The organism is Pseudomonas sp. Y5-11 (assembly GCF_022368695.1).
GTDB classification, from domain to species: domain Bacteria; phylum Pseudomonadota; class Gammaproteobacteria; order Pseudomonadales; family Pseudomonadaceae; genus Aquipseudomonas; species Aquipseudomonas parakoreensis.
The window spans coordinates 5,059,524-5,081,968 of sequence record NZ_CP058974.1 but is presented as its reverse complement, the minus strand read 5'-3'; the positions used below and the strand labels follow the sequence as shown (position 1 = coordinate 5,081,968).

The 22,445-nt window shown below is 60.1% G+C and carries 23 protein-coding genes; 8 read left to right on the top strand and 15 right to left on the bottom strand.

Annotated elements, in window-relative coordinates:
• Positions 1 to 76: 76 nt before the first annotated feature.
• Positions 77 to 298, bottom strand: coding sequence for a YgdI/YgdR family lipoprotein (locus HXW87_RS22615; protein ID WP_003226722.1), 222 nt, complete (start codon positions 296 to 298; stop codon positions 77 to 79).
• 78 nt (positions 299 to 376) lie between these two features.
• A complete protein-coding gene (mobA, locus tag HXW87_RS22610; RefSeq protein WP_239777801.1) occupies positions 377 to 979 on the bottom strand; it encodes a molybdenum cofactor guanylyltransferase MobA in 603 nt (200 codons plus the stop codon).
• A gap of 82 nt (positions 980 to 1,061) precedes the next feature.
• On the opposite strand from mobA, the gene moaB reads away from it, so the two are divergent.
• Both moaB and glp read left to right on the top strand, forming a co-directional pair.
• Positions 1,062 to 1,601, top strand: coding sequence for a molybdenum cofactor biosynthesis protein B (gene moaB, locus HXW87_RS22605; protein WP_047295416.1), 540 nt, complete (start codon positions 1,062 to 1,064; stop codon positions 1,599 to 1,601).
• Positions 1,585 to 2,811 carry a gephyrin-like molybdotransferase Glp gene (glp, locus tag HXW87_RS22600; RefSeq protein ID WP_239777800.1) on the top strand — a complete coding sequence of 409 codons (1,227 nt, stop codon included), beginning with the start codon at positions 1,585 to 1,587 and terminating at the stop codon, positions 2,809 to 2,811. Before moaB ends, glp begins: the two co-directional genes overlap by 17 nt.
• 73 nt (positions 2,812 to 2,884) lie before the next feature.
• Here glp and HXW87_RS22595 read toward each other — a convergent pair whose 3' ends face one another.
• Positions 2,885 to 3,193 carry a hypothetical protein gene (locus HXW87_RS22595; protein ID WP_179294967.1) on the bottom strand — a complete coding sequence of 103 codons (309 nt, stop codon included), beginning with the start codon at positions 3,191 to 3,193 and terminating at the stop codon, positions 2,885 to 2,887.
• 320 nt (positions 3,194 to 3,513) lie between these two features.
• Between HXW87_RS22595 and yegS the strand changes: the two genes are divergently transcribed.
• The gene (gene yegS / locus HXW87_RS22590; protein ID WP_239777799.1) at positions 3,514 to 4,431 is read left to right on the top strand and encodes a lipid kinase YegS; all 918 of its coding nucleotides are present in this window, start codon (positions 3,514 to 3,516) and stop codon (positions 4,429 to 4,431) included.
• Here the strand turns inward: yegS and HXW87_RS22585 are convergent.
• The 3 genes from HXW87_RS22585 to HXW87_RS22575 form a co-directional block, all read right to left on the bottom strand.
• Positions 4,415 to 5,074, bottom strand: a complete 660-nt coding sequence (locus HXW87_RS22585; protein ID WP_047295407.1) for a response regulator transcription factor — start codon at positions 5,072 to 5,074, stop codon at positions 4,415 to 4,417. The genes yegS and HXW87_RS22585 overlap by 17 nt on opposite strands.
• Positions 5,071 to 5,964, bottom strand: coding sequence for a sensor histidine kinase (locus HXW87_RS22580; RefSeq protein WP_047295405.1), 894 nt, complete (start codon positions 5,962 to 5,964; stop codon positions 5,071 to 5,073). The genes HXW87_RS22585 and HXW87_RS22580 overlap by 4 nt, the downstream gene beginning before the upstream one ends.
• Positions 5,965 to 6,458: 494 nt before the next feature.
• The gene (locus HXW87_RS22575) at positions 6,459 to 6,929 is read right to left on the bottom strand and encodes a hypothetical protein (protein WP_047295403.1); all 471 of its coding nucleotides are present in this window, start codon (positions 6,927 to 6,929) and stop codon (positions 6,459 to 6,461) included.
• A 455-nt stretch (positions 6,930 to 7,384) separates the two neighbouring features.
• Here HXW87_RS22575 and HXW87_RS22570 point away from each other — a divergent pair, with 455 nt between their 5' ends.
• Together HXW87_RS22570 and HXW87_RS22565 are read left to right on the top strand one after the other, a co-directional pair.
• Entirely contained in the window at positions 7,385 to 8,320 is a 936-nt protein-coding gene (locus HXW87_RS22570; protein ID WP_003226705.1) for a chemotaxis protein CheV, read from the top strand.
• A 198-nt stretch (positions 8,321 to 8,518) separates the two neighbouring features.
• Positions 8,519 to 9,325: an MOSC domain-containing protein gene (locus HXW87_RS22565; RefSeq protein ID WP_239777798.1), complete on the top strand. Its 807-nt coding sequence runs from the start codon at positions 8,519 to 8,521 to the stop codon at positions 9,323 to 9,325.
• A 72-nt stretch (positions 9,326 to 9,397) separates the two neighbouring features.
• Here the strand turns inward: HXW87_RS22565 and HXW87_RS22560 are convergent, their stop codons facing one another.
• From HXW87_RS22560 to HXW87_RS22525, 8 genes are all read right to left on the bottom strand, one after another.
• Positions 9,398 to 9,682 carry a pyrimidine/purine nucleoside phosphorylase gene (locus tag HXW87_RS22560; RefSeq protein ID WP_003226701.1) on the bottom strand — a complete coding sequence of 95 codons (285 nt, stop codon included), beginning with the start codon at positions 9,680 to 9,682 and terminating at the stop codon, positions 9,398 to 9,400.
• Positions 9,683 to 9,796: 114 nt separating this feature from the next.
• Positions 9,797 to 10,339, bottom strand: coding sequence for an exonuclease domain-containing protein (locus HXW87_RS22555; RefSeq protein WP_047295400.1), 543 nt, complete (start codon positions 10,337 to 10,339; stop codon positions 9,797 to 9,799).
• A 70-nt stretch (positions 10,340 to 10,409) separates the two neighbouring features.
• On the bottom strand, positions 10,410 to 12,371 hold the full coding sequence (locus HXW87_RS22550) for an acetyl/propionyl/methylcrotonyl-CoA carboxylase subunit alpha (protein ID WP_239777797.1): 1,962 nt from the start codon (positions 12,369 to 12,371) through the stop codon (positions 10,410 to 10,412).
• A 118-nt stretch (positions 12,372 to 12,489) separates the two neighbouring features.
• The gene (locus HXW87_RS22545) at positions 12,490 to 13,287 is read right to left on the bottom strand and encodes an enoyl-CoA hydratase-related protein (protein WP_239777796.1); all 798 of its coding nucleotides are present in this window, start codon (positions 13,285 to 13,287) and stop codon (positions 12,490 to 12,492) included.
• On the bottom strand, positions 13,284 to 14,441 hold the full coding sequence (atuD, locus tag HXW87_RS22540; RefSeq protein ID WP_027613409.1) for a citronellyl-CoA dehydrogenase: 1,158 nt from the start codon (positions 14,439 to 14,441) through the stop codon (positions 13,284 to 13,286). The genes HXW87_RS22545 and atuD overlap by 4 nt, the downstream gene beginning before the upstream one ends.
• A 30-nt stretch (positions 14,442 to 14,471) precedes the next feature.
• The gene (gene atuC / locus HXW87_RS22535; protein WP_047295391.1) at positions 14,472 to 16,088 is read right to left on the bottom strand and encodes a geranyl-CoA carboxylase subunit beta; all 1,617 of its coding nucleotides are present in this window, start codon (positions 16,086 to 16,088) and stop codon (positions 14,472 to 14,474) included.
• Between the two features lie 3 nt (positions 16,089 to 16,091).
• The gene (locus tag HXW87_RS22530) at positions 16,092 to 16,961 is read right to left on the bottom strand and encodes an SDR family oxidoreductase (protein ID WP_095668681.1); all 870 of its coding nucleotides are present in this window, start codon (positions 16,959 to 16,961) and stop codon (positions 16,092 to 16,094) included.
• Between the two features lie 12 nt (positions 16,962 to 16,973).
• Positions 16,974 to 18,764 (bottom strand): acyclic terpene utilization AtuA family protein, encoded by a 1,791-nt coding sequence (locus HXW87_RS22525; protein WP_239777795.1) that lies wholly within the window; start codon positions 18,762 to 18,764, stop codon positions 16,974 to 16,976.
• Positions 18,765 to 18,947: 183 nt separating this feature from the next.
• On the opposite strand from HXW87_RS22525, the gene HXW87_RS22520 reads away from it, so the two are divergent.
• From HXW87_RS22520 to HXW87_RS22510, 3 genes are all read left to right on the top strand, one after another.
• Entirely contained in the window at positions 18,948 to 19,583 is a 636-nt protein-coding gene (locus HXW87_RS22520) for a TetR/AcrR family transcriptional regulator (RefSeq protein ID WP_047295384.1), read from the top strand.
• Positions 19,584 to 19,663: 80 nt separating this feature from the next.
• Positions 19,664 to 20,461, top strand: a complete 798-nt coding sequence (locus HXW87_RS22515; RefSeq protein WP_131671627.1) for a transporter substrate-binding domain-containing protein — start codon at positions 19,664 to 19,666, stop codon at positions 20,459 to 20,461.
• Between the two features lie 84 nt (positions 20,462 to 20,545).
• The gene (locus tag HXW87_RS22510) at positions 20,546 to 21,559 is read left to right on the top strand and encodes a GNAT family N-acetyltransferase (protein ID WP_239777794.1); all 1,014 of its coding nucleotides are present in this window, start codon (positions 20,546 to 20,548) and stop codon (positions 21,557 to 21,559) included.
• A gap of 96 nt (positions 21,560 to 21,655) precedes the next feature.
• Here the strand turns inward: HXW87_RS22510 and HXW87_RS22505 are convergent, their stop codons facing one another.
• On the bottom strand, positions 21,656 to 22,210 hold the full coding sequence (locus tag HXW87_RS22505) for an RNA polymerase factor sigma-70 (protein WP_027613402.1): 555 nt from the start codon (positions 22,208 to 22,210) through the stop codon (positions 21,656 to 21,658).
• Positions 22,211 to 22,445: the final 235 nt, after the last annotated feature.

The following is a 22,445-nucleotide window of genomic DNA, read 5'->3' as shown; positions in this document are numbered from 1 at the left end:
CACCATTTACTTTTACGTACCCATGAAAAAGCCCGCATCAATGCGGGCTTTTCTGTATCCGGTGTCGGCGTAAAGATTACAGCTCTTTAACGGTACGAACCTGATCCTTGTTGATGCGGGTCTCTTTGCCGTCCAGCTGCTTGAACTCGTAGAAGCCCGAATCTTCGTCATATTTCGGGGTGTCGACGGCCTGGATTTCGCGACCGTCATTCAAGGTGATCACTGTTGGCGACGAGCAACCAGCGAGCGTTGCCAGGCCCAGTGCGAGCATGAAAGTGGCGAGGGTCCGTTGAGTCATGAGTGTGTCTCCGAATGGGAATACTTTTGGTTACTGAGCTTGAGACGTATACAAGGCGTGAGAGTTCCTTGAATGCTGTCAGTCTGACACAGTGTTATGCGCATTTAACAGTTCGGGGGTATTCAGGTTGGCCAGTCGCGGGTCGTTGTCCGGGCATTGCAGGGCCGCTGCGCCGAGGCTGCGCATGATACGGCCGGGGCTGCGTTCGCCGGCGTTCCAGGCGTTTTTGAATGCGGGCAACAGGGCCACCGGAATCACGCACAGCAGGGGCTCCCAATGGTCGTCATGGCGCAACATTAAAGGTTTGTCAGGAAACTGGCCGGCAGTTGCACGCATGTCGCGCAGCAGCGCTGCGTCGATGCGCGGCACATCGCAGGGCAAGACCAGCAGATGGGGCAAACGCGCAACTTCAAGCCCCGCGAGGATGCCGGCCAAAGGGCCTGGAAAGTCGTCTTCTTCATCACTCACCAGTTGGTCGGCGTAGGCAGCATAACGCTCGCGATTGCGATTGCAGGAGATGATCAGATCGTCAGTCAGCGGTCGTACTTTGCGCTGCAAATGCGCAATCAGCGGTTGACCCTGCCATTCCACCAACCCTTTGTCCTGGCCGCCCATGCGCTGGCCGCGTCCGCCTGCCAAGAGCAGAATGGAGCAGGGGAGCAATGGCGTATTCGGGATCATGGCAGCTCTCCAGCAGGGCGGCGAAAGAATCAAGCGCTGTGATATAACACCGGGCTGATTCTCCTACAACTGGACGAGCCTAATGAAAGCCAAGGCCGATGTACCTTTTGCACCGCTGAATATTGCGGTGCTGACTGTCAGCGATACCCGAACCCTGGACACCGACACCTCAGGCCAGGTCTTTGTCGACCGCCTGACTGCTGCCGGCCACCGTCTGGCCGAACGGGTCCTGCTCAAAGATGACTTGTACAAGATCCGCGCGCAAGTTGCCCACTGGATTGCCGAGGACGTGGTGCAGGTTGTATTGATTACCGGCGGCACCGGCTTCACCGGGCGTGACAGCACGCCTGAAGCCGTGGCTTGTCTGCTCGACAAGCAGGTTGACGGGTTTGGTGAGCTGTTCCGACAGATTTCGGTGGCTGATATCGGTACGTCAACCGTGCAATCGCGGGCACTGGCCGGTCTGGCCAATGGCACGCTGGTATGTTGCCTGCCAGGTTCGACCAATGCGGTGCGCACCGGGTGGGACGGCATTCTCGCCGAACAGCTGGATTCGCGGCATCGACCGTGCAACTTCGTTCCTCACCTCAAACAGGCGGCGCCTTGTGAATCCCGTGGGTAAGCCGGGCAAGACCGGCAGCCTGATGCCCGTCGAGGAAGCGCTGGCTCGCCTGCTGCAAATGGCCGAGGCCACGCCGATTGTCGAGCGCGAGTTTTTGCCATTGGCGCAGGTCGAGGGGCGAGTGCTGGCCGAAGACCTGGTTTCGACGCTGGACCTGCCGCCTTGGCCAAACAGCGCCATGGATGGTTATGCCTTGAGGCTGGCGGATTGGACCGGCACACCGCTGCCGGTCAGCCAGAAAGTTTTCGCCGGTCAAGCGCCTGCCGCCTTGAAGCCCGGCACCTGCGCGCGGATCTTCACCGGTGCGCCGGTGCCTGCTGGTGCCGACTGTGTGGAAATGCAGGAGAACGCCGAAGTCCAAGCCGACGGCAGTGTGCGCTTCGTCGAAATCATGAGCCTTGGTCAGAACATTCGTCCGCAAGGCCAGGAAACCACCGTGGGTGAGTTGATCCTGGCGGCAGGCACAAGGCTGGGACCGATCGAGCAAGGTCTCGCGGCATCGCTGGGATGTGACGGGCTGAATGTGGTACGCAAGGTCCGAGTGGCGGTGCTGTCCACCGGCGATGAACTGGTTGAGCCGGGCCAGCCGCTGGGGCCGGGGCAGATTTACAACAGTAATCGGGTGGTGTTGTGCAGTTGGTTGCAGCGATTGGGCTGTGAGGTGATCGATGCGGGCATTCTGCCGGACGATCTGGACACCACCCGAGCGCGGCTGGGCGACTTGCAGGATGTCGACCTGATTCTTTCAACCGGCGGGGTTTCGGTCGGGGAAGCAGATTTTCTGGGTGTTGCATTGAGGGAAGAGGGCGAGCTGGCATTGTGGAAACTGGCAATCAAGCCAGGAAAGCCGCTGACGTTCGGCCATTTTCGCAACGTGCCAGTGATTGGCCTGCCCGGTAACCCCGCTTCGACGCTGGTGACGTTTGCCTTGCTGACGCGACCTTACTTGCTGCGGCGTCAAGGTGTAAGAGACGTTGTGCCGTTGAAGTTTAAGGTGCCAGCCGGTTTCGTCTGGCCTGTGGCCGGCCATCGGCGTGAATACCTGCGTGGTCGACTCGAGCAAGGACGGGCCATTATTTATCGTAACCAAAGCTCTGGTGTGTTGCGCAGTGCTGCCTGGGCGGATGGGCTGGTAGAAGTGCTGGAGGGTCGTACGCTCGTAGAAGGTGATGAAGTCGGGTTCATTCCCCTGAGCGACCTGCTCGACTGACTCTGATCTTCGCTGAGCCTGCCCTTGCAACTGCAGGCTCTACGCCTGAAAGCGTCGAGCCTGCATTCCCCGGTCATTGGCTCATCAGTGTGACCAACTGATCGAAGCGGCTGTTGGCAACCCAACCCAACAGTCCCATTATCACTGCCGTTGCACCTGCCGAATAGGCGAGGCGGTGCTTGATTGTTCTTACATCTGCGCGGACTTCATCCATATCCCGGCGTATGTACTTGAGATGGGTTTCCAGTTCGGTCACGCGCGGTTCCATTTGTGCTTCTCCAGCGGTTCTGGCGCTCTTTTTGAAATCGGATTTGTGACTGCTGCGACTTTCGTTGAGAGGGGCAATCGGACGGGTTGAAACTCTGGCTTCATGGCTGGACATGGACATATCCGTCGGCTGTTTTCACTGTCAGCGCGCTGGCCTTTCCGTCATTCGAACTGTCACCAGCTCCGAGGGGGTATCCACTCATTCCCTGCACATCCTTGTGTTGTTAAAAAACGAAAATTGATACTGCCTGCACAAGGTGTATCAAGGATCGAGTCCGGTCAATTGAGCCGATTCCTTACCTGTTGTAAGAAAAAATACCGCTGTGTAGGACGTGACAGGCCGGGCGCTTGAATTAAATGGTGCTCCGATGGCTTTTTTGCCTGTGCCGGTGGTCAAGATGTTTTATACCGATTCAATTGTGGGGAGTGACCGTTATGAGTGAACGCAGGGCGCTGTTGATTCTGCATGGCAAGCAGGCACTCAATGAGGCGGTTCGCGCCGCTGTCGAAGCAAAACGCAAGCAGGGCTGGGAGTTGGCAGTACGCCTGACCTGGGAGGCCGGTGACGCTCAGCGTCTGGTCGCGGAAGCACTGGCGAGTGGCTATCGGACGATCATCGCCGGAGGCGGAGATGGCACGTTGCGCGATATCGCTGAAGCGCTTGCCGCGCATCCGGACGAGGCCAGTCTGGTGCTGTTGCCGCTAGGAACGGCTAACGATTTTTCTCGCGCGGCGGGGATCCCGCTGGAGCCGGCCGAAGCACTGGAAATGCTGGACGTGCCACCGCGCAAGATTGACCTGGGCGAAGTCGGTGGGCAGATTTTCCTGAACATGGCGACGGGTGGTTTTGGTAGCCAAGTCACGGCCAATACCTCTGAAGATCTGAAAAAAGTGCTCGGCGGGGCGGCCTATCTGTTCACCGGTTTATCGCGTTTCAGTGAGTTGCACGCAGCCTACGGCGAACTGCAGGGACCGGACTTTCACTGGCGTGGCGAGCTGCTGGCGCTGGGAATCGGCAATGGCCGTCAGGCGGGTGGCGGACACGAATTGTGTCCGCAGGCGCTGGCGGATGATGGCCTGTTGGACATCAGCATTTTGCCGGCACCGCAGGAGTTGGTCGGTACGCTTAAGACCCTGCTGAGTGACGGCTTCGGCCTCGACAATATGTTTGTCCGGGCCCGTCTGCCCTGGGTCGAAATCAAGGTCGCCGAGGGCTTGAGCATCAATCTTGACGGTGAGCCGCTGGAGGGCGACAGCCTGCGCTTCGAGGCGCGCCCTGCGGCCTTGCGGGTGCATTTGCCCGAGCATTCGCCGCTGTTGGGCGGTGCCGGGTCGATCAGTCGTCAAGACTGATGATCTGTTCGCGCACGGCGAACAGGACCAGACCCGCCACGTCGTAGATCTGCAGGCGTTTCATGATCTGCGAGCGGTGGGTTTCGACGGTCTTGATGCTCAGGCCCAAGCCGTTGGCGATCTCCCGAGTGGATTTGCCGCGCACGATCAAGCGCAGGATTTCCAGTTGACGGGCTGTCAGGTTGTGCGAATCGGCGACTTCCGGCGGGTTTTTCTGCGTACGGGTCAGGGCCTGGTTGATCACGGTGTGGGCGATCGCCGGGCTCAGGTAGCGTTCGTTGTTACGCAGGGCTTCAAGGGCATGTTCAAGTTCGGTGGCCGTGGTGTCCTTGAGCAAATAACCATGCGCTCCGGATTCCAGTGCCTGCATGATCAGTGCCGGATCGGTGTGCATCGACAAAATCAGCACTTTGCTTTGGGGCCGCACCCGCTTGAGCCGTTGCAGGGCTTCAAGGCCACCGGTTTCCTTCATCGAGATATCCAGCAACACGATATCGGGCGCCAGATGCTCGACCATTTCAAGCAACTGCGAGCCATCGCTGGCTTCGCCAACGACGGCGTAACCGGGAATGTCGAGCACCAGAGCGCGCACGCCGGCCCTGATCAGCGAGTGGTCATCCACCAGAAGTAAGTTACAAGTCAACGCATAACCTTATTCGTACTGGCCCGCTCGAGTGCACGGGGCGCCCAGGGGAAGAGTGCTTCGATTTGAGTGCCTTTGCCCGGCTCGCTGATGACGTTCAGCGTGCCGCCCAATTGTTCGATCCTTTCGGCCATCCCGGCCATTCCGCGCTGTCCTTCCCGACCCGGATCCGCAGCAGGCGCGAAGCCTTGGCCATCGTCGCTGATCAACAACGTCAGCCCTTGTGGCAGGCGCTGCACACGGATCAACAGGTTGCTGGCCTGCGCGTGGCGCAGAATGTTGGTGACCGCTTCCTGGGTGATGCGAAAGGCGGCGACCGCCATTTCTTCCGGAATGCCGTTGAGTCGCTGCTGGCAATCGAGGCTCCAGTGCACCGGTGTGTTGGCCAGAGTCTTGAGCAAGTGCGCACGCAGGCTGGCTTCCAGTCCGAGGCTGGTCAGCTGGCGCGGGTTGAGAATGGCCGAGACGTCGCGCACCTTGTTGAGGGTTTCTTCGAGGGTGTCGCAGAGCGTCGAGCATTGCTCTTGCAAGTCGCTTGGCAAACGTCTTTTGAGCCATTCACTTTGCAGTTTGGCGGCCGTCAGTAACTGACCGATGTCGTCATGCAGTTCACGGCTGAGGCGGTGTCTTTCGTTTTCCTGGACTTCCAGCAAGCGGTCGGCGAGTTCCTGGGGCTGGAACTTGATCGATTTGCGCGACAGCCGATATTGCACCCAGACACAAGCAGTGGCGGCCATGTTCAACAGCAGCAGTCCCAGCGAAAGCGGTGCAGACAAACCGTAGGTCAGCAGGCAGCCGGCGGTGGCAGTGACACACAATATGAGTGTGAACCGGCGTGCATTTTCCCGGGACGGTGGCCATGTGGTGATTGACTTGAGGCTGGCGTACATATCGGATGGAGCCAATGGATATTCGCTGCGGGCAGACCGGCCGTTGGCTGGCGGGTCTCTGTCTGAAAATGCTGTCAATTACATTATTGATTTGAACGAGGTTCAGTGAACGCTGTTTGACCGCCAACTGCGTTGGGGAGGACTGTCACTGAATCACTTTGCCATTAATTGATAGCAACTAACGGGCGGCATAATACCACTTAAGATACCGTTGGTCGCGTTTGCCATATATGTCCAAAGGGTCAGGAAAGTCGCCATGTTGGACGTGAGTTCCATAATGGAAAAAAGTCACCTTATTATGCTGGATAGATATCCCGTGGCGCTTGAAGTTGATCGTTACACGGACACAGGCAAACCCTGATGCGCGGGAAAATTTCTGCGGGTGTCAGGTTTGATTATTTAATTCGAATTGTCGCTGGCGGGCATGAACTATTCATTTGCGACATTCAGCGATTCGGCTCTACAGCCTCGATGTGCGCATTAACCGCTGCGAATCAGGCCTGGCGCTCGGAATAAGACAAGAGCGGAACAGGCCGGGGCGAGAGCGAAGGCTGAAACTGGCGTTGGCCGACCTGGAACGCGAAGGCTTCGATCAGCGAGGTCTGCTCGCTGCTATCCAGGCTCAGTTGCCCGGTATTGTGATCGACCAGTTCAATCTGCCAGGCCATCAGGGTGAAACAGTCCTGAAGCGCATTCAGTGCCTGAGCGTGCAGATCGATAGAGTCCGGGGCATGATCGAGCAAGCTGTGAATGTGCAGGGAAAACTCGGAAATCGCTTCCAGTGCCAACGCTTCGGCACGACTCGCCAGCTTGAGCAGGGTGCTGCGCATGCAGTCGATCGCATCCTTGTCGTTGCTGATCAATTGCAGGTGGCTCAGGCATTCTTCCGACTTGGCCAGGAGTGTTTCCGCTTCGACGAGAAATTCGGGAAAGCGTTGTGCCCAGTCTTTACGGTCGATTGGCATGCTTATCTCCACAGCGTCATGTCTGATGAGGGAATGCCGTGTGTGTCGACGATCATGAACCGTCGGGAGATCGCGCCCCGCCGTGCAAGTGCACTGGCTGAGGTTTTCCAGAGGGTGGGTTTCCACTGACCTGCGATCGCACACAATAGCCTGACTCCGTTCATGCAATGAGAATGGCGTCACATTAATGGCTATTGGATATTGCGAACATCAGGTTGGGCCTGATTGTTACTAGGGGATTCCCTTACACGCGGGAACCTGTGGCGCAAACTGTGGTCGCGCCAGAAGAGAATGTAGCAGATGAAAACGCCGGGCCAGTAAACCATGATGTTAATGTGACATCAATGCCTGTGTGTGGCATTTTGGTGGTGATTTTGTGGGGATCAAGAATCGCCATCAACAGCCGATAACCCCACTTAGTAGTGAATTCATCAGAACAAGCCCAGGAGTCATTGATGGCCGGCATTCTCGACACGGTAGACCAACGCACGCAACTGGTGGGTGAGAATCGCCTGGAAATTCTCATGTTTCGACTGGCCGGACGCCAATTGTTCGCGATCAACGTGTTCAAGGTTCAGGAAGTCCTGCAATTGCCGAAGCTGACCCTGATGCCGCAACGTCACCCGTTTGTCTGCGGTGTGGTCAACCTGCGTGGCCAGACGCTGCCGGTGATCGACCTGTCCCAGGCGATCGGCATGCGCCCGCTGGTACCGGGGCCGAACAGCACCATCATCGTCACCGAGTACAACCGTTCGGTGCAGGCGTTCCTTGTCGGTGGCGTGGATCGCATCGTCAACATGAACTGGGAAGCCATCCTGCCGCCGCCGACCAGTGCTGGCCGCCAGCACTACCTGACCGCGATCAGCAAGGTCGACGATCAACTGGTGGAAATCATCGACGTCGAGAAAGTGCTCGCAGAAATCGTTCCGTACAACGCCAAGGTTTCGCGCGACAAACTCGACGATCCGGTGCTGGAGCGTGCCCGTGGCCGTGAAGTGCTGCTGGTGGACGACTCCAACGTCGCGCTCTCGCAACTGCGTGACACCCTCGGCCAGCTCGGGGTGAAGATGCACATTGCCAGTGATGGCCTGAAGGCGCTGAACATGCTCAAGGCCTGGGCCGATACCGGCGTGAACATGACCGACAAACTGCTGATGGTGTTTACCGACGCGGAAATGCCGGAAATGGACGGCTATCGCCTGACCACCGAGATCCGCAATGACCCGCGCCTGCGCGGTCTGTATGTGGTGCTGCACACCTCGCTGTCCGGCAGCTTCAACGATTCGATGGTGAAGAAGGTCGGCTGCGACAACTTCCTCTCCAAGTTCCAGCCGGACAAACTGGTGGACGTGGTGCGTCAGCGTCTGATGCTCGATGAAGTGCCGGCCTGAGGAAATTCTGTAGCGAGGGGATTTATCCCCGATGGACTGCACAGCAGTCCCGCTTTCTTGATTCAAGTGGGGCCGCTTCGCGCCCCATCGGGGATTAATCCCCTCGCCACAAACTATCTGTGCAGGCGCATGCATCAGGCTTTGATTCACAGATAAAGCTCGTATAGGGTGGCTTTTTTGCCCATCAGGAAGCTGGACATGCTGCGTCTGAGTGCGCTTTATCGTTACCCGTTGAAATCCGGCAAGCCCGAGATTCTGCAATCGATTGGCCTGGATAAACTGGGCCTTGAAGGGGACCGACGCTGGATGCTGGTGGACGAGGCCAGCGGCCGCTTCCTGACCCAAAGGGCCGAGGCGAAAATGAGCCAGCTGTCGGCTCTGTGGAATGCGCAGGGCGGGCTGACCCTCAGTGCGCCCGACCATACCGCGCTGGATATTGCGTTACCGCAGGACGATGCCGAGTTGCGCGGTGTGACTATCTGGCGTGACACCCTGCGCGTTCCGGATGCCGGTGATGCAGCGGCCCGCTGGGTCAGCGATTTCATCGGCAAACCGACCCGTCTGGTGCAGGTGCCACTTGATCGCGCGCGTATGACGCAGGCCGGGTATGGCCGCGACGACGATCAGGTCGCGTTCGCCGACGGTTTCCCGCTGTTGTTGATTGGCGAGGCGTCGCTTGACGATCTGGTGCAAAAGGTCGGACGACCGCTGGAGATGCTGCGCTTTCGACCGAATCTGGTGATCGAAGGCAGTACGGCATTTGCCGAAGATGGCTGGAAGCGCATCCGCATCGGCGATGTCGAGTTCCGCGTGGTCAAGCCTTGTTCGCGCTGCATCCTGACCACGATTGATCCGCAGACTGGCGAGCGCAGTGCCGATCGCGAACCGCTGGCGACCTTGCAGAAGTACCGTGCCCAGGCTGATGGCGCGATGTTCGGGCAGAATCTGGTCAACGACAGCAATGGTCGGCTGGAAGTCGGTATGCCGGTGGAAATCCTCGAATAACCGAGGCCGGGAATGAAAAATGCCCGTGTCCATGGACACGGGCATTTTTTTGCACCGGGAAAAGCCGTGGGCTTAGCCGCGGTATTCGCACAGGTAAGCAGTATCAACGGCGACTTTCAGTTGGAACTTGCTGTTGGCCGGCACGTTGAACTGGCTGCCGGCGGCGAAGGTCTCCCAGTCGCTGCTGTCCGGCAGTTTGACGGTCAGCGCACCGGAAACTACGTGCATGATTTCTCGCTGAGCGGTGCCGAATTCGTATTCGCCCGGGGCCATGACGCCGATGGTCGCCGGACCTTCAGCGGTGCCAAAAGCGATCGACTTGACGGTGCCGTCGAAGTACTCGTTGACTTTGAACATGGGCGATTCCTCTTGAATGGGGCTTAAAAGGGTTAAAAAGGGCCGGCCAGTATGCACAAGGCTCCCGGCGCCGTCACCTGCCCGGGGCGTGTCCGGCGAGTTCTCGCCCTGACTTCAGAGTGGCAAAACCAACGGCAACAACCGCGCAGTATTGCGCGCATCTTCCAGGGCCCGATGCTGCTGACCGCTGAACTGCATGCCGGCCAGTTGCAGCGCACCGTTCAGGCCCAACGGTCGTTCCAGGCGTCGGGCCTTGGCAAAGCGTTGTTTGAGATTCATGTGCGGCACTCGGCCCAGCACGCTGTCGAGTTGCAGGCGCTGCCATTCCTGAAGTAACTGCTTGCGGTCGTAATCGCCCCAACTGGCCCAGCCCTCAAGGCGCGTCTGGTGTTGCCCGAGCCAGCGCTCAAAGGCTGGCCAGACCTCGTTCAACGGCTGCGCGGCATCGATATTGGCCTGGGTGATGTGCGTGAGTTCACGACAAAATGCCGTCAATAACGGCCGTCGGGTCGGTTTGACGAACCGCTGAAAATGATCCTGCTCGCGACCGGCTCGATCGACCAGCGTCGCGCCGATTTCGATGATTTCCATTTCCGTAACCGGCCAGCCACCTTCATCTGTGGTGGCTTCCAGATCAATGACCAGCCAATGGGGCATCGCAGGTTTCCTGATTTACGCGTCCTGATAGATCAGAGCGTAGTCAAACCTTGCGTTTGCGCCTGGCGACTCACTCGACCTGCAACAGAACCTGACGATTTTTTACCTGATCGCCGACCTTGACCTGCACCCGCTTGAGCACGCCGTCGATGCCGGCCTTGAGCGGATGCTCCATTTTCATTGCCTCCAGCACCACCAGCAACTGACCCTTGCTGACCGGACTGCCTTCGCTGACCAGCACGTCGACGATGGCACCGTCCATCGGCGCTTTCAGTGTGCCGGAGCTGACGCTGCTCTGACTGCTGATCAGCGCATGAGTTCGATCCTCCAGGCGCAGGTTGCCGGGGTGGGTGAACAGCCAGAGTTCATCGCCGGCGATCCGATACGCATGACGCTGGCGCAGGCCGTCGACTTCCAGCGTCACCGAGCGTTCGTTGCACTCAATGACGGTCAGCGCCAGTGCGCGCTGCATCACGTTCACGGTGAAACGGCCAGCGCCGTTCGCAAGCAGTTGCAAGTTCCAGTCCTGCTGTTCCAGCCCGAGGCGGTAATCGAGCGGCGCGCCGACATTGTTGCGCCAACCCTTGAGCGGCGCGCGATGCGCCTGCGCGCCAGACTGATAAAACAGCACGGCGGCGATGGCCAGTTCCTCGGCGGTGGGGGCGTAAGTGTGCAGGCATGGGTGATCAGTGAAATGCTGGGCAATGAACGCGGTGCTGAACTCGCCGCTGATGAACTTCGGATGCTGCAGCAGGCTGACCAGCAAACGCTGATTGCTCTGTACACCGAGCAGCACGCTGTCCTGCACTGCGCGCAGCAGCTTGCGGCGTGCCTCTTCGCGGGTCGCGCCGTGAGCGATCAGCTTGCCGAGCATCGGGTCATAGAACGGGCTGATCAACTGACCTTCGCGCAAGCCGTGATCGATCCGCGCGCCGGGATTCAATACCGGTTCCCAGGCCTGCACGCGACCGGTCTGCGGCAGGAAATTCTGCGTCGGATCTTCGGCATACAATCGCACCTCCATGGCGTGGCCGTTCAGCGTCACCTGTTCCTGTGTCAACGGCAGCGGCTGACCTTCGGCGACGGCCAGTTGCCAGGCGACCAGATCTTGCCCGGTGATCAGTTCGGTCACCGGATGCTCGACCTGCAGACGGGTGTTCATTTCCAGAAAGTAGAATTGCCCACGGGCATCAAGCAGAAACTCGACGGTGCCGGCACCGACGTAATTCACCGCCCGGCCAGCCTTCAATGCTGCTTCACCCATGGCCCGGCGCAACTCGCCGGTCATCACCGGGCAGGGCGCTTCCTCGATGACTTTCTGGTGGCGACGCTGCACCGAGCAATCGCGCTCACCGAGGTAGATCAGATTGCCGTGGCAGTCGCCAAACAGTTGCACCTCGACGTGCCGCGGTTCGATCAGTGCCTGCTCGAGGATCAGTTCGTCACTGCCAAAACCATTCAGTGCCTCGGAGCGCGCGGTGCGCAATTGCGCCGGCAACTCGTCGCTGCTGTGCACCAGGCGCATGCCACGTCCACCGCCGCCGGCGCTGGCCTTGATCATCAGCGGGTAGCCGATGCGCTCGGCTTCGCGCAGCAAGGTAGCGTCGTCCTGCGCGGCGCCTTGATAGCCGGCGATGCAAGGAACACCGGCGTCGAGCATGGCGATTTTCGACAGGCGCTTGCTGCCCATCAGTTCGATGGCGTCGGCGCTGGGGCCGATAAAGGTCAAGCCGGCCTCAGCGCAGGCGCGGGCGAATCCGGGGTTTTCCGAAAGAAAGCCGTAGCCGGGGTGGATCGCGTCGGCACCGCTGCGGCGCGCGGCATCGAGGATCGCCGGGATGTTCAGGTAGGACTGGTGTACCGGTGCGGCGCCGATGTTCACCGCTTGATCGGCCATCTGCACGTGCAGGGCATCGGCGTCGGCATCGCTGAATACGGCGACGGTGCGATAGCCGAGGGCCTGGGCGGTGCGTTGAATGCGGCAGGCGATTTCACCGCGGTTGGCGATCAGGATTTTGTGGATGGCGGGCATGGTGATCTTCCTGAGTATTTGGCGGTGGGTTGGCTGGCCTCTTCGCGAGCAGGCTCGTTCCTACAAGGAATTTGCATCGTTCACAAAACCTGTGAGAGCGGGCCTGCTTGCGAAGCTTTCAGGTGGCCCATCGCGGTTTTCGCTTTTGCACGAAAGCCATCGTGCCCTCGATCCCTTCGACACCGGTCACCGCTTTACTGAACCACTGCGCTGCGTCATCCAGCAATTCATTCGATGGCTGTCTGGCGCTGGCCAGCAACAGCTTTTTGGTCATCGCATTCGCGTCCGGTGCGCAGCACAGAACATGGTCGAGTACTTCGTCGAGGCGTTCGGCCAATGCCTGCGGATCCTGCTCGACAAAATGCACCAGCCCCAGGCGTCGCGCTTGATGACCATCGAAACGCGCGGCTGTCAGTGCCAGCCGACGGGTTTCGGTCAGGCCGATGCGTTGCACCACGAACGGCGCGATCTGCGCAGGCAGCAGACCGAGGCTGGTTTCCGGCAGGCCGAACTGCGCCTGATGGTCAGCCATTGCGATATCGCTGACACACGCCAGGCCCAGTCCGCCGCCAAGCACCGCGCCCTGCAACACGCTGATCAGCACTTGCGGCGCCTGCTGCGCCTCTTGCAACAGCGCACCGAAAGCGCGGTTCAAATCGCGATAGGCATCGGCGCCCCGGGCGCGTGCATTGGCCATGTCCTTGATGTCGCCGCCAGCGCAGAAGTGCCCGCCCGCGCCACTGAGCACCAGGGCGCGGACACTGCGCTCATCGCGTACCGTCGCCAGTACCGAACGCAGTTCGGCGACCATGTGCAGGCTCATCGCATTGCGGCTTTCCGGGCGATTGAGGGTGATGTGCAATACGCCGCCATGCAGCTCCAGCAGCAGTGTCTGGCAATCGGGCAGGGGGCTCATTTCTTTTTCCCCGGCAGAATGCCCATCAGTTTGCAGATGATCCCCAGCATGATTTCGTCGGCGCCACCGCCAATCGACACCAGCCGCACATCGCGATAGGCGCGGGCCACCGGGTTGTCCCACATGAAGCCCATGCCGCCCCAATATTGCAGGCAACTGTCGCTGACTTCACGACCGAGGCGCCCGGCCTTGAGCTTGGCCATCGAGGCCAGACGCGTGACGTCCTGACCCTTCACATATTGCTCGGTGGCCTGATAGACCAGCGCCCGCAGGCATTCGATTTCGGTCTGCAATTCGGCGAGGCGGAAGTGGATCACCTGATTGTCGATCAGCGCGTTGCCGAAGGTCTTGCGCTCCTTGCAGTACTCGATGGTGCTGTCGACGCAATATTCCAGGCCCTTGATCATGTTGGCCGCGCCGAACAGACGTTCTTCCTGGAACTGCAGCATCTGCATCATGAACCCGGCGCCTTCGTGGCCAATGCGGTTGCGCTGCGGCACACGCACGTTGTCGAAAAACACCTGGGCGGTCTCCGAACTGCGCATGCCGAGCTTGTCCAGGTGCGAGCTGAGGCTGATGCCCGGGGTGTTCATCGGCACCATGATCAGCGACTTGTTGATGTGTGGCTTGTCGTCCGAGGTGTTGGCCAGCAGGCAGATGAAATCGGCACTCGGTGAATTGGTGATCCACATTTTGCTGCCATTGATCACGTAATCGTCGCCATCCTTGCGCGCGCTGGTCTTGAGACCCGCGACATCGGAACCGGCACCGACTTCCGAGACGCCGATGCAACCGACCTGCTCGCCGGTAATCGCGGGGCGGAGGAATTCGTCGCGCAATTCATCGGAGCCGAAGCGGGCCAGCGCCGGGGTGCACATGTCGGTCTGCACGCCGATCGACATCGGAATGCCGCCGCAATGAATGGTGCCGAACTCTTCGGCGGCGACAATCGAATAGCTGTAGTCGAGGCCCATGCCGCCGAATTTTTCCGGTTTGGAAATCCCCAGCAGACCAAGGTCGCCGGCCTTGCGGAAAATCTCGTGGATCGGAAAGCGCCCGGCCTTTTCCCATTCATCAACGTGTGGATTGATCTCGTGTTCGACGAATTGGCGGACGGTGCGGCGCAGTGCTTCGTGTTCCGGGGTGAAGATCATTTTTATTGTTCTCCTTGGGATCCGTGGCGGTCAGAAGCGGCTGACGCCGAAGCTGTTGGGTTGCAACGTACGGATGTCGGCTTCGTGGCAGATATCCAGCAGGTAACCGAGCAGGGTGCGCGTATCGCGCGGGTCGATCAGGCCGTCGTCCCACAGGTTGGCGCTGCCGTAGAGTGCGGTGGACTGGCTGTCGAGTTTCTGCGCGGTGACCTGTTCGAGCATGTCGAGCATTTTCGGATCCGGCACCAAGCCTTCCTTGAGCTGTTTGGCCTCGGTGACAATGCGCAGCACCTTGCCGGCCTGTGCGCCGCCCATCACCGCCGTGCGGCTGTTGGGCCAGGCAAAAATGAAGCGTGGATCGAGACCGCGCCCGCACATTGCGTAGTTGCCGGCGCCGTAGGAGCCACCGACGACAATCGTCAGTTTAGGCACTCGGGCATTGGCCACCGCTTGGATCAGTTTCGAGCCGTGTTTGATCACGCCTTGCTGCTCGGACTCGGTGCCGACCATGAACCCGGTGGTGTTGTGGAAGAACAGCAGCGGCGTCTGGCTCTGATCGCACAGTTGAATGAACTGCGCGGCCTTGCTCGCTCCGGCGGGGGTGATCGGGCCGTTGTTGCCGATCAGGCCGCAGGCACGGCCCTGGATTTTCAACTGGCCGCAGATGGTCTGCTGATCGAACTCGCCTTTGAATTCTAGAAACTCCGATTCATCGGCTATCCGCGCAATGATTTCGCGCACGTCGTAGGGCTTCTTCGGGTCGTCGGGAATCAGCCCGAGCAACTCGTCGATCGGGTACAGCGGGTCCTTGTATTGCGGTTCCGGTAACCACGGCAGTTGTTCGTTCCACGGTAGCAGGCGCAGGATCTCGCGCACCAGACGCACGCCATCGGCATCGTTCTCGGCCAGGTATTCGGCGGTGCCGGCAACCTGCGCGTGCATTTCTGCGCCACCCAGCTCTTCATCGGTGGCGACCTCGCCCGTCGCGGCTTTGAGCAGCGGCGGCCCGGCAAGAAACAGCTTGGCCTTGCCGCGCACCACCACCACGTAATCCGACAGTCCCGGTTGATAGGCGCCACCGGCCGTGGCCGAGCCATGCACTACGGTGATCTGCGGCAGCCCCATGGCCGACATTCGCGCCTGATTGGCAAAACTGCGTGCGCCCTCGACGAATATCTCCGCCGCATAATTGAGGTTGGCGCCGCCGCTTTCGGCGAGGGTGATCACCGGCAGTTTGTTCTCTTGGGCGATCTGTTGCAGACGCAGGGATTTCTTCAGGCCGGTGGGGGAAATGGTGCCGCCCTTGATTGCGCTGTTGTTGGCCACCACCATCGCCCGAATGCCGGACACATAACCGATGCCGGCGATCAAGCCACCGCCGGCGGCGCTGCCATCCTTGTCGTCGTGCAGTTTGTAGCCGGCCAGGCTCGCCAGTTCGAGGAACGGTGCACCGGGGTCGAGCAACAGGTTCAGGCGTTCGCGGGGCAGCAGTTGCCCGCGCTTGTCGAATTTGGTCTTGGCTTCGGCAGCCTTGTTCAGCAGGTTCTGTTCCAGTTGCTGGACGTGCTCGATGGCCGTGAGCATCGCCGCGCGGTTGCGGGCGAAGGCTTCGCTGTGCGGATCAAGTTCGGACTGGATCTGCGGCATGACTTACTCCTTGTCCTTGAGGACGTCGGGCAGGTACGCCCGATGGAACCCGTTGAACGACTCGCTGTGGCTCGCCTTGTGCAGCGGCCATGCACGGCTGCCGAGGCTGGCCGCACCATCGATTTTCAAGGTGCTGCCGCTGATGAACGCCGCCGCCGGACTGAGCAAAAAAACAATCGCCGCACTGACTTCCGATTCGGTGCCGATGCGCTTGAGCGGTACGTGTTCGCGCAAGGTCGGGATCACCGCTTTGAACGCGCCCTCATAAGTGTCCATGCCGCTGGACGCGATCCACCCCGGCGCCACCGCATTGACCCGCACCCCGGCGTAACCCCACTCGAATGCGGCGGTCTTGGTGAAGTTGTCCATCCCCGAACGTGCCGCGCCGGAATGGCCCATGCCGGGCATGCCGCCCCACATGTCGGCGAGCATGTTGACGATGCTGCCGCCGTGTTTGCTCATCGACTGGTTGAACACTTCCCGGGCCATCAGGAAGCCGCCGACCAGATTGGTGCGCAGCACGGTTTCAAAGCCTTTCTGATTGATCGAGGCCAGTGGCGACGGGTATTGACCGCCGGCATTGTTGACCAGGCCGTGGATCGGCCCGTGCTCGGCGATCAACTCAGTGACCAGTTGTTTTACCGCGTCTTCGTCACGGATGTCGCAGGCGTGCCAGTGCGCGCGGCCACCGTCTTCGGCGATTTCGGCGGCGACTTTTTGCAGTTTTTCCGGCTTGCGCCCGACCAGCAGCACCCTGGCGCCGAGCGCTGCCAGTTCATGGGCGGTGCAACGGCCGATGCCACTGCCGCCACCGGTGACGATGAGGGTCTGGCCGCTGAACAGATCGGCTTTGAAAATCGATGCGTAAGCCATGAAGCCCAACCTCTAGTCGAGTTGTTCGGCGATGCTCTGCGGCACCGGGATCTGGATTTCCAGCAACTGCTGGGCGAAGGCCTTGCCCTGTGGATCGATGCGCAGACTTGCCACGCCACCGCCACCGAGGGCGTTTTCCAGCAGGAAATTCAGGCTGTGGGTGCCGGGCAGGTACCAGCGTTCGACCCGGCCATGGATCGGGTCGAGCACGTGGCGCATCCAGTCGACGATGACCGCCGGCGTCAGCGCTTCGGCGATCCACGGCAGGTATTCCGGCCGACGCGGCAAGACGCCGATGTTGCTGTGGTTGCCCTTGTCGCCGGAGCGCGCCACCGCCAGTTTGACCAGCGGCACGCTGGCGTCGGCGCGGCCTTGGGGTTTGGGTGGCTGTTCGGGAGTTGGCAGAGCGTGGCTGTCGAGTGGTGTTTGCGCGGGCAGGGCGCAGGGGTATTGCTCACCGGCCATGTCGATTTGCAGGGTGCAGGCGTTTTTGTCGATCAGGAACGAGAACAGGCGGATCAGCGGATAGACCGTCGGCCGTCCGCCGACGATGCCGGTCAGTCCCGGCGCCATGCCGGTCGCGGCCTGGGCAATTTCCCGGGAGAACAGGATCAGCGCCGGTTTCAGTGGATGGCGCACCGCGAGTTTAATCACCACCTCGCGGCTGTCACGGCGCTGACCGTGAGGGCCGTAAGTGGCTTCACTGCCGAGCAGTTCGATGTTGACTTCGCTATAGGGCGGCCAGCCGCGCTGGCTGAACATTTCCGAGGTTTTGTCGATGATCGCCTGGCTCACGCGCCGGGCCTTGTCCACCGCATCGATGCCGGCGATCAGGCAACTGGCGGTGCAGCGAAAGCCGTCCGGGTAAGTAGCGCTGACTTTGTATTTATCGCTGGGTGGCAAGCCTTTGGCACCGTGCACATGCACGGTGTTTTTGCCCTGTTGCTGCAGTTTCACTTGAGTGAAATCGCAGACTACGTCTGGCAACAGATACGCCTGTGGATCACCGATTTCATAGAGCATCTGCTCGCCAACCGTCAGTGGCGTCACTAACCCGCCGGAGCCCTCGGGTTTGCTGACGATGAACTGGCCGTCGGCGCTGACGTCGACGATGGGAAAACCGATGTGTTCGTAATCCGGCACATCGCGCCAGTCGGTAAAATTGCCCCCGGTACATTGTGCGCCGCACTCGATGATGTGCCCGGCCAGCGCCGCCTGAGCGAGTTTGTCGTAGTCGTGCCAGGCCCAGCCGAACTCATGCACCAGCGCCGCGCTGACCACCGCGCTGTCGACCACGCGCCCGGTGATGACGATGTCGGCGCCCAGGCGCAGGGCTTCGACGATGCCCGGCGCGCCGAGGTAGGCGTTGGTCGATACGCACATCGGCGGCAGCGGCGCGCCGTTGAACATTTCGTGGATGCCTTGAGTGGCGAGTTGCTTGAATTGCGGCTGCAGGTCGTCGCCGAGCAGCACGGCGATTTTCAGACTGACACCGGCCTTGTCGCAGGCGGCCTGCAGGGCGGCGGCACAGGCTTTCGGATTGATTCCGCCAGCGTTGCTGATCACGCGAATCTTCTGTTCGACCAGTTGCGGCAGCAGCGGCGCGAGCACTTCGACAAAATCCCCGGCGAACCCGGCTTGTGGGTCCTTCATACGGGCGCCGGCCATGATCGACATCGTGATCTCGGCCAGGTAATCGAACACCAGATAATCCAGGCGCCCGCCTGCCACGAGCTGGGCGGCGGCGGTACTGGTGTCACCCCAGAATGCGCTGGCGCATCCGATGCGAACGGTCGTGGGCATGGTGATCTCCGACTCAGGAACCTGCGACAGAAGTGTCTGGAGGCTACCAAGCAAGCGCTTGGTTTGTAAACAGCTGAAATATCTTCTGCCCAAGCGCTTGCTTGGTTGCCGCCTGCGGCTTAAATTGCGCGCAACCCTGCGTGTTCAGGGGGCAACAGACTGATCGACTGTAGGAGAGAACGGGTGGACGAGCAAAAAGCCCTGAGGGTCATGCGCGAACTGGTCGACCAAGGCCAACTGACAGACCCTGACAGCGCACGCGGCAAACTACTGCAAGTGGCCGCCCACCTGTTCCGCAACAAAGGCTATGAACGCACCACCGTGCGCGATCTGGCCGGGGCGGTGGGGATTCAGTCCGGGAGCATTTTTCATCACTTCAAAAGCAAGGATGAAATCCTTCGTGCGGTGATGGAGGAGACCATCGTCTACAACACTGCGTTGATGCGCGCCGCGCTGGCCGAAGCCGCCAATGTACGCGAGCGGGTGCTGGCGCTGATTCGTTGCGAGTTGCAGTCGATCATGGGCGGCAGCGGCGAAGCAATGGCGGTGCTGGTCTACGAGTGGCGTTCGTTGTCCGAGGAGGGGCAGGCCCGGGTGCTGGCCCTGCGTGATGTCTATGAAGAGATCTGGTTGCAAGTGCTGGGCGAAGCCAAGGAGGCCGGGTTTATCCGTGGCGATGTTTTCATTACCCGACGTTTCCTCACCGGCGCACTGTCCTGGACCACCACCTGGTTCCGTGCCGGCGGCAGCCTGAGCCTTGATCAGTTGGCCGATGAAGCGCTGATTCTGGTGCTCGAAGAGCGCCAGTCCACTTTCTAACAGGCCGGGAAACTGGCTAACTGGGCGAAACCGCCTAGCTTGAATGCATTGATTGCCATTTTTTCGGGGAGTGGGGTGTTTTGAAGTCTTCGCCAATTCGGACGACCGCAGGGCTTTTGCTCGTAGCGCTGGCGGTATTTTGGGTGCTACCCGCACAGGCAGCGCAACTGGTTCGGGTGGGCGCGGCGCATTTTCCGCCTTACACCGTGCGTCCGGAAAGTGGTGCCGACACTGGCCTGCTGCCGCAACTGGTCGAGGCGCTCAATGCACTGCAGGCGGACTATCAGTTCGTACTTGTACCGACTTCGATTCCTCGGCGCTTCGGTGATTTCAAGCAGGGCCGGATCGACATGGCGATCTTCGAGAACCCCGATTGGGGCTGGAAGGAGATTCCTCATACCGACGTCGATATGGGCCTGGAAGATGCCGAGATTTTCGTCGCGCAACGTGAAGACGGTCGCCAGCAGAACTATTTCGCCGACCTCAAGGGCAAACGTCTGGCGCTGTACAGCGGTTATCACTATGAGTTCGCCAACTTCAACGCCGATCCCAAATACCTCGCCGATACCTTCAACGCGACGCTGACCTATTCCCACGACAGCAATCTGCTGATGGTGCTGCGCGGGCGCGCCGATATCGCTCTGGTCACGCGCTCGTACCTGTTCGATTATCTGCTGCGCAACGAGAAAGTGCGTGACGAATTGCTGGTGTCGCAACGCATCGATCAGGTCTACCACCATTACGCCATTCTGCGTCCGACGGCACCGATCACTGGCGAGGCGTTCGGCAAGTTGCTGCAGGGTTTGCGCGACAATGGCCAGATGCTGAAGATCTTCGATCCTTACAAGATTGCCGTGGTGCCGGTGGCTCATCGCTGACCGATTTTCATCCGGGCGGCTAAATTTCTCCTCTCGGCTCACGTCCCATCGTTGAACTGTCGACGATTATCGTGAGCCCGACCCATGTCCAATCTGAATGACCTGACTGCCCTGGCCCTGCCTTCGGGCAGCCAACTGGTAGCCGATGCCACTGAAAGCCGTCTGAGCCTGAGCCTGGACGGGCAACCGCTGATTCGCCTGCGCCTCGATCGCCTGGGCAAAGGCCCTATCCAGCTCGACGAGCGTTACGCACTGCCCGTGGGGCAGGCGCTGTGGGCGGCCTGTTACTGGTTGTTCGCACGCGATCCGGACTGTCAGCAACTGCTCTGGCAACTCGATCAACCACCCACTGAAGCGTTGCTCAGCGGTTTGCTGGTCAGCACCGAAGTGGCTGGTGAATACCGTTGCGAACGCACCCTGTTCTGGCAGTTGCCGCAACCCTGGCTGGGCACGTCGCTGACCGGCAGCTACCCGCAACAAATGGTGATCAGTCACGGCAAGCGCCATCCGCTGCGCCCGGCGAAGCCGCGCGGTGAGGTCTATCGGCGTTTCGATGCGCGTCTCGGTGCGTGGATTTCCCTGCGTACGCTGGAGATCGAGCAGGATCTGGCGCGTTTCAATCGCTGGCAGAACAGCCCGCGAGTCGCCAGTTTCTGGCAGGAGGAGGGCAGCCTCGACCAGCATCGCGAATACCTGAGCAAGCTCGACGCCGATCCGCACACCCTGACGCTGATCGGCTGTTTCGACGATCAACCGTTTGCCTATTTCGAGGCCTACTGGGCCAAGGAAGACCGTATCGCGCCGTTCTACGACGCCGACAATTACGACCGTGGCATTCACATGCTGGTGGGAGAGGAAAACCACCGTGGCCCGCACAAGGTCGCGAGCTGGTTGTCGGCGCTGGTGCACTACCTGTTTCTGGATGATCCGCGGACCCAGCACGTGGTCGCCGAACCGCGTGCCGATAACGCGAAGATGATCGGCCACATGCACAACCAGTGCTTCCACTGCGAGAAGGAGTTCGACTTTCCGCACAAGCGCGCGGCCTTGATGATTCTGGGGCGTGAGCGGTTTTTTGATCGGTGCAAGCTGGCGTAAAAGCAAAAGATCGCAGCCTTCGGCAGCTCCTACATGAAAGGTATTCCTCTGTAGGAACTGCTGAAGGCTGCGATCTTTTTCTGCGATGAACCGGGCTTAGCGCCGACCCATCGAGGCCGCATCCCCACGGCTGCCCGACACCTTGCGGCAGTGCACCAGTGCATCGCGAATCATGAAGTTGACCAGGGTCGGCGAGACGCCGAGTTCCTTGGCGATGTCCTTTTGCGGCACGCCGTGCAGGCGGTACATCTCGAAGGCGTAACGGGTGCGGCTGGGCAGTTCGGTCAGCGCGTCGGCGATGTGCTCCAGGGTCGAGAAATTGATGTGCGAGGTTTCCGGCGAAGCGCCCTGAATGACCACGTTCAACCCTTCCTCTTCGGGGCCCGAGTACTTTTGTTCCAGCGCCTGTTTGCGGTAGTGATCGATGGCGAGGTTGCGCACGATCTGGAACAGGTAACTCAATTGCGCCTTGATCGACGAGGTGATCGGCGGCGCCGATTGCAAGCGGAAGAACGCATCCTGCACAACGTCTTCGGCGCGCGAACGGCAGCCGGTAATGCGCGCTGCGATCTTCACCAGAATCAGTCGATTGTCGACGAAGGCCTGAAGTAGCGGTGAATCGCACCTGCTTGTGGATACTTGTTCCGTCATGGAAATCACCTTGCTGCCAATAGGTTAGTGGGACGCCGGGGGACGAGGCCGTCCTACACATCGAGCGACAAATTATGTTGAATGATAATGATTGTCAATTGAGAAAGAGAACTAATGCTCCGTAAAGGTGCGAATCGAGAACTGCGACACACCGCCACACCCCGGCCCCCGTTGGCGATCCTGCCCGCTGACTAATTATTTGCAGACGCCATCCGTTCTCATTGGTGAATGGCTT

Bases quoted from the DNA above. Each gene is read 5' to 3' on its own strand.
- HXW87_RS22550 (WP_239777797.1), bottom strand. From the start codon at position 12,371: ATGCCCGCCATCCACAAAATCCTGATCGCCAACCGCGGTGAAATCGCC.
- HXW87_RS22575 (WP_047295403.1), bottom strand. From the start codon at position 6,929: ATGCCAATCGACCGTAAAGACTGGGCACAACGCTTTCCCGAATTTCTC.
- HXW87_RS22530 (WP_095668681.1), bottom strand. From the start codon at position 16,961: ATGGCTTACGCATCGATTTTCAAAGCCGATCTGTTCAGCGGCCAGACC.
- HXW87_RS22570 (WP_003226705.1), top strand. From the start codon at position 7,385: ATGGCCGGCATTCTCGACACGGTAGACCAACGCACGCAACTGGTGGGT.
- yegS (WP_239777799.1), top strand. From the start codon at position 3,514: ATGAGTGAACGCAGGGCGCTGTTGATTCTGCATGGCAAGCAGGCACTC.
- atuC (WP_047295391.1), bottom strand. From the start codon at position 16,088: ATGCCGCAGATCCAGTCCGAACTTGATCCGCACAGCGAAGCCTTCGCC.
- HXW87_RS22505 (WP_027613402.1), bottom strand. From the start codon at position 22,210: ATGACGGAACAAGTATCCACAAGCAGGTGCGATTCACCGCTACTTCAG.
- HXW87_RS22615 (WP_003226722.1), bottom strand. From the start codon at position 298: ATGACTCAACGGACCCTCGCCACTTTCATGCTCGCACTGGGCCTGGCA.
- HXW87_RS22595 (WP_179294967.1), bottom strand. From the start codon at position 3,193: ATGTCCAGCCATGAAGCCAGAGTTTCAACCCGTCCGATTGCCCCTCTC.
- HXW87_RS22560 (WP_003226701.1), bottom strand. From the start codon at position 9,682: ATGTTCAAAGTCAACGAGTACTTCGACGGCACCGTCAAGTCGATCGCT.
- HXW87_RS22525 (WP_239777795.1), bottom strand. From the start codon at position 18,764: ATGCCCACGACCGTTCGCATCGGATGCGCCAGCGCATTCTGGGGTGAC.
- HXW87_RS22555 (WP_047295400.1), bottom strand. From the start codon at position 10,339: ATGCCCCATTGGCTGGTCATTGATCTGGAAGCCACCACAGATGAAGGT.
- HXW87_RS22510 (WP_239777794.1), top strand. From the start codon at position 20,546: ATGTCCAATCTGAATGACCTGACTGCCCTGGCCCTGCCTTCGGGCAGC.
- atuD (WP_027613409.1), bottom strand. From the start codon at position 14,441: ATGATCTTCACCCCGGAACACGAAGCACTGCGCCGCACCGTCCGCCAA.
- mobA (WP_239777801.1), bottom strand. From the start codon at position 979: ATGATCCCGAATACGCCATTGCTCCCCTGCTCCATTCTGCTCTTGGCA.
- moaB (WP_047295416.1), top strand. From the start codon at position 1,062: ATGAAAGCCAAGGCCGATGTACCTTTTGCACCGCTGAATATTGCGGTG.
- HXW87_RS22580 (WP_047295405.1), bottom strand. From the start codon at position 5,964: ATGTACGCCAGCCTCAAGTCAATCACCACATGGCCACCGTCCCGGGAA.
- HXW87_RS22545 (WP_239777796.1), bottom strand. From the start codon at position 13,287: ATGAGCCCCCTGCCCGATTGCCAGACACTGCTGCTGGAGCTGCATGGC.
- HXW87_RS22565 (WP_239777798.1), top strand. From the start codon at position 8,519: ATGCTGCGTCTGAGTGCGCTTTATCGTTACCCGTTGAAATCCGGCAAG.